Consider the following 9,916-nt stretch of genomic DNA (forward strand, 5'->3'; position numbering starts at 1 on the left):
CTCAGCCTCGCCGCCGAGCATGGAGCGAGTCGAGAGAAGGAGTGCCCATGAACGCGAACACGACCAGCGGGTCCCGGTGGGAGCCGGCCGCGGCGGCGGTCCCGCCACCCGCCGCGCCCGTCCCACCGCCGCCGCCGCCGCCCGCTCCCGCCGCGCGCCCGCGGGGGTTCACCGGTCCGGTCGTGGCCGGGGCGCTCGGGCTCGCCGTGCTCACCGGGCTGGGCGGGTTCGCGCTCGGTCTCGCGGCAGGGGACGACACCACGAGCCAGGTGCGGCAGGACTCGGGTCAGCTGCCGGACCAGCAGGGCCAGTTCCCCGGCGGCCGGCAGGGCAGGGGCGACGGTCAGTCCGGCACGCTGCCCGACGACGGGTCGACCGGGCAGGGGACATGACCGCGGCCCTCACCATCGCGCGAAGACGCCCGGCCGACGCCGGTGTGCGGGTCGTCGCCACGGGCGGGTTCTGGGCCGGGCTGCTGCTCGTGACGTACTGGTGGGCGGCCGGCGGCGGCCTCACCGACCTCGGCGGCTGGGAGACCGGGCTGAGCTCGGCCGGGCGGCTCACCGGCCTGCTCGGGTCGGACCTGCTGCTCGTGCAGGTGCTGATGATGGCGCGGCTGCCGGTGCTGGAGCGGGCCTTCGGGCAGGACCGGCTGGTCGCCGTGCACCGGATCGTCGGCTTCACGTCGTTCAACCTCGTGCTGGCGCACCTGGTCCTGATCACGTGGGGCTACGCGGCCGGCGACCTCACCGGCGTTCCCGGCGAGTTCTGGGAGCTGACGACCGACTACCCCGCGATGCTGCTGGCGCTGGCGGGCACGGCGTGCCTCGTCCTCACCGTCGTCACGAGCATCAGGAAGGCGCGTTCGAAACTGCGGTACGAGTCGTGGCACCTGTTGCACCTCTACGGCTACCTGGGCGCCGGGCTCGCGCTGCCGCACCAGCTGTGGACCGGCCAGGAGTTCCTCACCTCGGCCGCCGCCACCGCCTACTGGTGGGGGCTGTGGGCCGTCACCGCCGTCGCCGTCCTGGTGTGGCGGGTGGGGATGCCGTTGTGGCGCAACGCCCGGCACCGCCTGCGGGTCACGTCCGTCGTGGCCGAGAACGACGACGTCGTGTCCGTCTACCTGACCGGCCGCGACCTGCACCGGTTGCCGGTGCGGGCGGGGCAGTTCCTCGGCTGGCGGTTCCTCGGCCGCGCCGGGTGGACGCGCGGCAACCCGTACTCGCTGTCCGCCGCTCCCGACGGCCGCAGCCTGCGGATCACGGTGCGGTCGCTCGGCGACGGCAGCGCGTCGCTGCGCGGGGTGCGTCCCGGCACGCCGGTGCTGTTCGAGGGGCCGTTCGGCAGGCTCACCGAGCGGGCGCGCACGCGCAGGGGAGTGGCGCTGGTCGGCGCGGGCGTCGGGGTGGCGCCGCTGCGGGCGCTGGCCGAAGGCCTCGAGTACGGCCCCGGCGAGGCGGTTCTGCTGCACCGCTTCAGCGGCCGGCCGCTGTTCGCAGGGGAGCTGGACGTGCTGGCCCGCGAACGGGGTCTGCGCGTGGTCGACCTGCCGGGGCACCGGAGGTCGTCGGGGTCGTGGCTCGGGGACGGCGTGCCGGTCGACGACCTGGCCGCGCTGCGGCACCTGGTGCCCGACATCGCCGAGCGCGACGTCTATGTGTGCGGTCCGGCGCCGTGGGCGGAGTCGGTGCGTCGTGCGGCGGTCGCCGCGGGCGTGCCGGAGGAACGGATCCACGTCGAGGAGTTCAGGTGGTGACCCGGTGAAGCGCATCCTGTTCTGGCTCTTCGGCACGATGACGGCGGTGGCGCTGCTGTTCGGCTACCGCACGTCGTTGTCGGGGCCGATGACCACGACCGCCCAGCCGGTGGCCGCGTCGTCCGGCGGCGCGAACACCGTCACCGGACCCGCCGTGGACACGCGCTGGGGTCCCGTGCAGGTGGAGGTCACGTTCGACGGCGGCAGGATCACCGCCGTCACCGTGCCCGTGTACCCCGACGGCAACCGCAAGGACGAGCAGATCAACGCCCGCGCGTTGCCGATCCTCGTGAAGGAGACGCTGTCCGCGCAGAGCGCCGACATCGACACCGTGAGCGGGGCGACGGTGACCAGCGAGGGGTACGTCTCGTCACTCCAGGCCGCTTTGGACCAAGCGGGCAGGTGATCTCCGTAGGCTCGGCGGCGTGGACCTTCGCGCACACGTGTCGGGCAGCGGGTACGTCCTCGACGACGCACAGCTCGCCGTCGTCGCGAGGCTGGAGGAGCTGGGACAGCGGCGCCGGGGCGTGTACCTGCACGGGCCGGTCGGCCGGGGCAAGAGCTTCCTCGCGGACGCGTTCTTCGACGCGCTGCCCGTGAAGCACAAGCGCCGCGTGCACTTCCACTCGTTCTTCCGCGAGCTGCACGGCCGGATCTCCGAACGGCTGCACGAACGCGGCGCCGTCGCCAAGGCCGTGCGGGAGCTCCTCGGCCGGGCGGAGGTGCTGGCGTTCGACGAGCTCCACCTCCACGACGTCGGCGACGCGATCCTGATGACCCGGTTGCTGGAGGCGTTGCGCGACCGGCGGGTGCTGGTCGTCGCCACGTCCAACTACCCGCCGGACGGCCTGCTGCCCAACCCGCTGTACCACGACCACTTCCTGCCGGGCATCGCTCTCGTGAAGGAGCTGATGGACGTCGTCGAGCTCGACGGCCCCACCGACTACCGGCTCCGCCGAGGGCCCGCGCGGTCCCGGTTCGAGACGGGGGAGATCGTCACGCGGGCCGAGGTCCCGGACGCTCCCGTGGCGGTCGACGTCAACGGGCGTTCGATCACCGCCCTGGGCGTCGACGGCAGGATCTGGTTCGCCTTCGGGGACCTGTGCGGGAAGCCGACGTCCACACAGGACTACCTGGTGCTCGCGGAACGGTTCGACGACTGGGTGGTCGTTGACGTCCCGCGGCTGCGCACGTGCGATCGCGAGGCGCGGCAACGGTTCGCGAACGTCGTCGACGTGCTGGTGGACGCCGACGTCCGGCTCACGCTCGTGAGCGACCACCCGCTGCGCGAGATCGTCGGCGGCGAGGCGCTCGACCTCGCCAGGACGGCCAGCCGGCTGGAGCTGATCAACACGACCGGGTGAACAGTTGGACCCGCTCCACGACCGATAGAGATCACAACCCCTGTCGTAGGAGCAGCAAGTGAAGATGTCGCGCGCCCGCGTGGGCGAGCTGGTGGAGAGCAACCGGTTCCAGTTCTTCATCATCGGCGTGATCGTCGTCAACGCGATCACGCTGGGCGCGGAGACGTCCACCGTCCTGCACGCGGAGTTCGGCCCGGTGCTCACGACGATCGACCGCCTCGCCCTCGCGATCTTCACCGCGGAGCTCGCCGCCCGGTTCTACGCGTTCGGCTGGAAGTTCTTCCGCGACCCGTGGAACGTTTTCGACTTCGTGATCGTCGCCATCGCCCTGATCCCGACCGCGGGCCCGCTCTCGGTGCTGCGCAGCCTGCGGATCCTGCGGGCGCTGCGGCTCGTCGCGATGGTGCCGAGCATGCGCCGGGTCGTCACGGCGCTGGTGCGGTCGATCCCCGGCCTGGTGTCGCTGTCGGGACTGCTGGTGCTGCTCGTCTACGTCGGCGGCGTGATCGCCAGCAACCTCTTCGGCGACACCGGCGACCCGCGCTTCTCCGGCCTGGGCCCGACGCTGCTCACGTTGTTCCAGCTCACCACCGGCGACGGCTGGTCGGACGTGATGCGCGACCTGATGGAGCACAAGCCGTACGCGTGGATCTTCTTCCTCGTCTACCTGATGGTCGGCACGTTCACGATGCTCAACCTCTTCATCGCCGTGGTGTGCAGCGCGATGCAGGAGGAGGTGACGGTGCCCGCGCCCCGGACCGCCGCGCACGACGACCTGCTGGTGCAGGAGGTGCGGGCGCTGCGCGACGAGGTGCGGGCGATGAGGTCCGCCGCCGCCGAGAGGTGACGCGCCAGGGGTCCCGGCCGGCGACGCCGCCGTGCACCGGCCGGGACCCCCGCAACCCCGTTGTCACGGGGTGACCGGGACGTTCGTCAGACCTTTCGCCGCACGGGTGACCGTGTTCGAGGAGCGGACGACGTTCGGGCTGGCCGAGCACTTCGAGGTGGACGTGATCTTGACGGCGTACTCGCCGACGCCGCCGAGGTCGGAGGTGTTGCCGCTCCACACGTTGCCGCAGCCGTTGGGGAACGACGGCGTGGTGCTCGGGTTGTGCGTCTCGTAGCCGTTCGCGAGCACGCCCGGCGGGGTGAAGGTGCCGGTGTTGTTCTCGATGCGGTAACCGATGCCCTTCACGTCGATCCACGAGTCGGCGGAGTTCTCGCCGCTGATGCCGCGGCCGTCGAAGGTGTTGCCGGAGATCAGGCCGTCGTGGGTGCCCTCCTTGACGTCGATCGGTTCCGCGGCGACGCCGGGGCCGATCCTGTTGCCCAGCACCTGCACGCGGTCGGACCGGTCGACCCCGCCGGTGTTGCCGTGGCACGCCCAGTTCGAGCTCGCCGAGCCGAGGTAGACGCCCTCGCCGTAGCCCTTCTGCACCAGGCCGGTGTCGGTGATCGTCGAGTTCCTCAGCACGCCGTCCGCGGACGAGCGCCGGAAGTGCACGCCTTCCTCGTCGGTCTTCGACACCTTCACGCCGTCGATCGTGACGTGGTGGGAGTTGTCGAGGACGATGCCCTTCTTGGACTCCGTGACGCTGAAGCCCTTGAGGTTCCAGTGGGGCGCGTTGAACAGCCACAGGCCGTAGCCCGAGTCCCAGCCCGCCGTCGGCGCCGGGCAGGACGGCGCCTCACCCGACGGACCATCGTTCACGAGCACCGCGGTCGACGGGCCGGTCAGCGTGATCGGTGCGCTCGCCGTGCCGGCCTTCGCGGTCACGAACGACCCGCGGTAGGTGCCGGGTGCGAGCGTGATCGTGTCGCCGGGCCTGACGTTGACGAGAGCGGCCTTGAGCTGCTCCGCGGTCGTCACGGTGCCGTCAGCGGGAGGCGGCTCGGTGGTGCCCGGGACGTTCTTGAGGAACAACGACTTCGCGGAGTCCGACCGGGACACGTCCACGCCGTGGCCGCCGCTGTAGTCGCGCTGCTCGTTCTTCGCCCAGTCGGTGATCGGGGTGCCGTTGACGTCCAGGTGCCGGTATGCCGTGCCGTTCCAGCCGAACTGGTAGACGCGCTGCCGGTCGTTGTAGAACGGCTGGAAAGCACCGCCGTCGGAGAGCTGCTTGGCCATGTCGTTGTTGAAGAAGACGTTGCGCGGACCGGTGGCGCCCGACCACTTCACGGCCTTCTTCCCGGCGCCCCACCAGATCGGGAACCAGTTCGAGTCGTCGGGACCGCCGCCGCCCTCCTCGCCGCAGTTGGCGCGGCAGTTGCCGGAGCGGTGGGCGTAGGGCACGCGCACGGTGTTGAGCTCGACCAGGTTGTTGCGCTCCCAGCCGCCGTGCAGGTTCAGGTCGGAGTCGAAGTCGTTGCCCACCACCACGTTGCCCGACGCCGACCACTGGAACGTGAAGTGCCGCAGGTTGCGCGAGGTGTTGCCGGCGTAGAGCGAGTCCCACACCCGCGAGCCGCGGAAGTAGCCGTTGCCGCCCTTGCCCTTGTTCCACGAGCCGTCCAGCTGGTTGTCCACGATCTGCAGGTTCTTGGCCTCCTCGGTGACGATCGGGTGCGACCCCGCCATCTCCGCGCGGACGCCCCTGACCCACGAGTTCGCCGCCCACTTGAAGACGATGCCGTGCATCTCGTCGGCGGGCGCCATGTTGCCGTAGTTGTGGACGGCGTCCGCGGGGTTCAGGTCCGGCATCGCCTGCGTGAAGCCGAAGTTCTCGAACCCGACGCCGAGGACCGGGTCCACCAGCGGTGACACCTTCGAGTCGTACGTCGTGCCGTCGATCGCCGGTGATCCGTCGGAGGTCGAGTTGACCGGGACGTCGAACTCCAGCGGCTTGTCGAGCGTCACCGTCGTGCCCGAGACCGCGGCGACGGTGAAGATCTGCTGGCGCATGTGCATGTTCAGCAACGGGTGCTCGGTGCCTGTCGCGAACTGCTGCTCGTAGAACTTGACCGAGTTCGCCGCGCGGACGTTGACGAGCGTTCCGGCTTTGATGTTGGTGGCGGACGCGACCTGGATCGTCCGGTCACCGGCCTTCGCCGCCGCCTTGACCTTCGTGCCCGCCTTCCAGTGCACGTTGACCGTGCCCTCGAAGATGTCCTTGCGGTTCGCCGGTGCCGCCGCGTGGTCGCTCGCGTAGCTGGGGTGCACGCCGCGGGACTGGACCCGGAACAGGCCGCGGCCCGGCCACAGCCAGCCGCCCTTGCCCTGCCCGGACGTCATCGCGTCCTCGTCCCAGTCGGACCCGTCCGGCGTGAGGGTGTCGTAGCGGGTGGTGGCGTCCGGCGTGTAGACGATCTTCGTGGCGGTCGCCCCGGCGCCCCGGACGATCAGGTAGTCGGCGTCGGCGTGCAGTTCCTTCGACACCTCGAGCTCGCCGGCGGGCAGGGTGATGAGGCTCAGCTTCGTGTAGCTCGCGCCGGGGGAGCACTGCGTCCTGATGGAGTCGATCGCGGCCTGCAGCCCGGCCGTGTCGTCGCCGGAGTCGTTCGGCTTGACGTTGAACTGCGACGCGAGCTCCGCGGCCGTGATCTGACAGCTCGCGCTCGGGTTGACCTCGTTGTCGCCGGGCAGCACGCCGTTGCCGCGATATCCGGCTTTCGACCAGTCGTACAACCCGGAAACAGGGGCGCGGCGATTGGCTGCCGACACGTCCAGTCCGGTCGGTGCAGGTGTGGCTGTCGCCGTCGGCAGGGCAACGGTGAGCGAAACCACCAGCAGCAGGCCGAGCAAAGGCGGGGATGTTCGTTTCATAAGAACCCTCTTCGGCAGGGCGGGGCCATTTCTTCCTAGTCGAATTAGTCAAAGGTGTCAAACATTCACATTCTTGAAATAGGAATGTTGCACCTGTTTTCAATTACGTTTTCGAGGTCCTGGGGCCGTTCGCTGTGCAGCTCACGCCTCTGAATCGTGTGAGCCCTCCGGCCTGGGACGTGCCGGAAGGTGCCGCAATTCCCGTCCGGCCGCGTGGAATTCCGCCCGCTTTGTCATCCTGTCGGGCGTGGAAACCCCACGAAAGTGGCTGCGCGAGGCTGCTAACGCGGGCTGCGGGAACCACGCTGAGGCGCTGTCCGGCCTACCCGTTCGTGTCCGAACCAAGCCTGAACGGCGGATCGCCGACTGGGCCGAAGGCTGCAAAGGTCAGTTGCTGTTCGGCAGTTTGCGTTCCCACGAACAGGAGCCCCTCAGGTCATGGCGAGCCCCACTGTGAAGCCGGTTCTGCGCACCGACTACCAGCGTTCCGTCGCGGACTACTGGAACAAGGAGAAGGACCCGGTCAACATCAAGCTCGGTGAGGTGGACGGGCTGTACCACCACCACTACGGGCTCGGCCAGTACGACCCGGCGGTGCTCGAGGCGCCCGCCGCGGTGCGCGACCAGGCGATGATCGCCGAGATGCACCGGCTGGAGACCGCGCAGGCGGAGGTGCTGCTCGACGCGTTCGGCGAGCTGCCCGCGAACCCGCACCTGATGGACGGCGGGTCCGGCCGCGGCGGCACGAGCTTCATGGCCAACGCCCGGTTCGTCGCCCGCATCGACGGCGTCAGCATCTCCGAGGAGCAGGTGGCGTTCGCCAACGGTCAGGCGGCCGAGCGCGGCGTCGCCGACCAGGTGAAGTTCCACTTCAAGAACATGCTCGACACCGGCTTCGAGACCGGCTCGTTCAACGGCATCTGGACCAACGAGACCACGATGTACGTGGACCTCCAGCAGCTGTACGGCGAGTTCGCGCGCCTCATCGCGCCCGGCGGCCGGTACGTCTGCATCACCGGCTGCTCCAACGACCTGACGGGCATGAGGTCGCGCGCGGTCAGCCAGATCGACCAGCACTACATCTGCAACATCCACCCGCGCAGCGAGTACTTCCGCGCGCTGGCCGACAACGGGTTCGTGCCGATCAGCGTCGTCGACCTGACGCCGGACACCATCCCGTACTGGGAGCTGCGGGCCCAGTCGTCGGTCGCGACCGGCGTCGAGGACCCGTTCCTCACCGCGTACAGGGAAGGCAGCTTCCACTACCTGCTGATCGTCGCCGACAGGATCTGACGCAGCCGTGACCGACTTGAAAGACCTCCTCACCGGGCCGTCCGGGCTGGGCACCTCCGCTGCCCGGCTCGGGCGGCCCGAGGTCGTCGGCCTGCCACCCGAACCCGGCTATGCCGAACGCCCATGGGGCGACGGCACGGCGCCGCCGCTGTACGTGCCGGTGCTCGAACGGGAGGACGCGCTGCTGGCGGCCGCCGTCGACGAGCGGCTGGTCGCGTGGGCGGGGGAGTGCGGGTTCGACGAGCCCGAACGCTTCCTCGGCGGCATGTTCGGCCGGCTCGCGGTCCTCACCCACGTCGACACCGACGACGTCGAACAGCTCTTGATCGCCGCTCGCCTCAACGCCGCGTGGTGGGCGGCCGACGACCTGTACGCGGACAGCACCGAGATGGGCGCGGTCCCGGCCGAGCTCCCGCCGCGGCTCGCCCTGGCGATGGCCGCGATGGACCCGGTGGCACCTGCCGCCGAGTTCACGACGGAGCTGGAGCAGACGCTCGCCGCCGACCCGGTGCTCGTCGGCCTGCGCTCGGGCATCGCGCACCTGTCGGCGCGCAGCACACCGACCGTCGTGCAACGCGTCTGCTACTCGACGTTCGCGATGTTCGTGTCCTGGACCGCCTACGCGGCCTGGCGCCACACCGGCGACTACCCGCCGGCGTGGCAGTACCTCGCGACGCGGCAGCACGACACCTTCTACACGTCGATGACGCTCATCGACGCCGTCGGCGGCTACGAGCTGCCCGCGCCGCTGTACTACGACCCGCGCGTGCGTCAGCTGCTCACGGCCGCGGGCACGGCGTCGGTGATCGTGAACGACCTGGTGTCGGTGGAGAAGGACGCCGCCGACGAGGTGCCGGTCTGCAACATGGTGCTGCAGATCGCGGCGGACCGGGGCTGCTCGACCGCCGAGGCCACCGAACGGACCGTGGAGCTGCACAACCAGCTGGTGCGCGACTTCGAGACCGGGCACCGGGAGCTGCTGGCGATCCCGTCGCCGGAGCTGCACCGGTTCCTGAAGGGCGTGAAGGCCTGGATGGGCGGCGGTTTCGAATGGCACACCACGCATCCGCGGTACCGGTAGAGCGTGCGCCCGAGCCACTCCAGCCGGGTGGCTCGGGCGCGGCCTTCGTCTTGGTCCTCACCGCCTGAACTTCCACCACCACGGCCAGATCAGGGTGCTGGCCAGGAGCACGGCGATCGTCGTCAGCATGACCGCCCACTCGACCTGCGCGGCCTGCTTCTCGAAGAAGTAGTCCAGGAGTGCGAAGGCGACCTGGAGAACGCCGACCACGGTCACGGCGGCGAGCAGCTTGTTGCGACTGCCGTCGACGCGCCGTTGCCGGGCCTCGCGCAGGTCGTCGATGGTGCTTTCGAGATCGGTGACGACCCTGGCCCAGTACTCCTCGCGCTGCTGGATCCCGCGCACCTTCTCGATCGACTGGTAGATGTCGCGTTCGGTGTCGTACCGGAGCACGTTGAAGTAGCGGTGCCGGTGCACCTCGTCGAAGGTGGTCAGGCGGAACCTGCGGAACCGGTTGAAGGTCTCCTCGCTGTGCCACCTGTGCCGCGAGGCGCCCCGATGGCCGCCCGTGCCGAGCAGGCGGACCTTCTCCAGGTGGCCGATCAGCCCCCGGACCTGTTGCTCGTACCGGTGGACCAGGTTCTCGTTGTGCAGGGTCATCAGGTGCACGAGGAACAGGTAGGGGCAGGTGCCGATCCACCCCAGGCCCGCGCTGA

9 protein-coding genes are annotated in these 9,916 nt (G+C 69.9%); 7 read left to right on the forward strand and 2 right to left on the reverse strand.

The window, feature by feature from the left end; genetic code table 11:
• Window positions 1-47: 47 nt before the first annotated feature.
• From VF330_RS19705 to VF330_RS19725, 5 genes are all read left to right on the forward strand, one after another.
• Window positions 48-392 (forward strand): hypothetical protein, encoded by a 345-nt coding sequence (locus VF330_RS19705; protein ID WP_330853099.1) that lies wholly within the window; start codon window positions 48-50, stop codon window positions 390-392.
• The gene (locus VF330_RS19710; RefSeq protein ID WP_330853100.1) at window positions 389-1,759 is read left to right on the forward strand and encodes a ferredoxin reductase family protein; all 1,371 of its coding nucleotides are present in this window, start codon (window positions 389-391) and stop codon (window positions 1,757-1,759) included. The genes VF330_RS19705 and VF330_RS19710 overlap by 4 nt, the downstream gene beginning before the upstream one ends.
• Window positions 1,760-1,763: 4 nt before the next feature.
• Window positions 1,764-2,165, forward strand: a complete 402-nt coding sequence (locus VF330_RS19715) for an FMN-binding protein (RefSeq protein WP_330853101.1) — start codon at window positions 1,764-1,766, stop codon at window positions 2,163-2,165.
• 19 nt (window positions 2,166-2,184) lie between these two features.
• Complete coding sequence (gene zapE, locus VF330_RS19720) at window positions 2,185-3,123, forward strand: cell division protein ZapE (protein WP_330853102.1); 939 nt, start codon at window positions 2,185-2,187, stop codon at window positions 3,121-3,123.
• Window positions 3,124-3,187: 64 nt separating this feature from the next.
• Window positions 3,188-3,970, forward strand: coding sequence for an ion transporter (locus tag VF330_RS19725; protein WP_330853106.1), 783 nt, complete (start codon window positions 3,188-3,190; stop codon window positions 3,968-3,970).
• A gap of 63 nt (window positions 3,971-4,033) precedes the next feature.
• Here the strand turns inward: VF330_RS19725 and VF330_RS19730 are convergent, their stop codons facing one another.
• Window positions 4,034-6,784: a right-handed parallel beta-helix repeat-containing protein gene (locus VF330_RS19730; RefSeq protein WP_330853103.1), complete on the reverse strand. Its 2,751-nt coding sequence runs from the start codon at window positions 6,782-6,784 to the stop codon at window positions 4,034-4,036.
• 540 nt (window positions 6,785-7,324) lie between these two features.
• Here VF330_RS19730 and VF330_RS19735 point away from each other — a divergent pair.
• Window positions 7,325-8,179 (forward strand): geranyl diphosphate 2-C-methyltransferase, encoded by an 855-nt coding sequence (locus VF330_RS19735; RefSeq protein WP_330853104.1) that lies wholly within the window; start codon window positions 7,325-7,327, stop codon window positions 8,177-8,179.
• A gap of 7 nt (window positions 8,180-8,186) precedes the next feature.
• Complete coding sequence (locus tag VF330_RS19740) at window positions 8,187-9,260, forward strand: family 2 encapsulin nanocompartment cargo protein terpene cyclase (RefSeq protein WP_414675406.1); 1,074 nt, start codon at window positions 8,187-8,189, stop codon at window positions 9,258-9,260.
• A gap of 57 nt (window positions 9,261-9,317) precedes the next feature.
• Here the strand turns inward: VF330_RS19740 and VF330_RS19745 are convergent.
• On the reverse strand, window positions 9,318-9,916 hold a 599-nt coding region (locus tag VF330_RS19745; protein WP_330853105.1), incomplete at its 5' end, for a hypothetical protein.

It is taken from the genome of Lentzea sp. (assembly GCF_036380075.1).
GTDB lineage: Bacteria > Actinomycetota > Actinomycetes > Mycobacteriales > Pseudonocardiaceae > Lentzea.

What these genes read in the sequence shown, in the direction of transcription:
- VF330_RS19705 (WP_330853099.1), top strand. Translation starts at nt 48, where the DNA reads ATGAACGCGAACACGACCAGCGGGTCCCGGTGGGAGCCGGCCGCGGCG.
- VF330_RS19710 (WP_330853100.1), top strand. Translation starts at nt 389, where the DNA reads ATGACCGCGGCCCTCACCATCGCGCGAAGACGCCCGGCCGACGCCGGT.
- VF330_RS19725 (WP_330853106.1), top strand. Translation starts at nt 3,188, where the DNA reads ATGTCGCGCGCCCGCGTGGGCGAGCTGGTGGAGAGCAACCGGTTCCAG.
- VF330_RS19735 (WP_330853104.1), top strand. Translation starts at nt 7,325, where the DNA reads ATGGCGAGCCCCACTGTGAAGCCGGTTCTGCGCACCGACTACCAGCGT.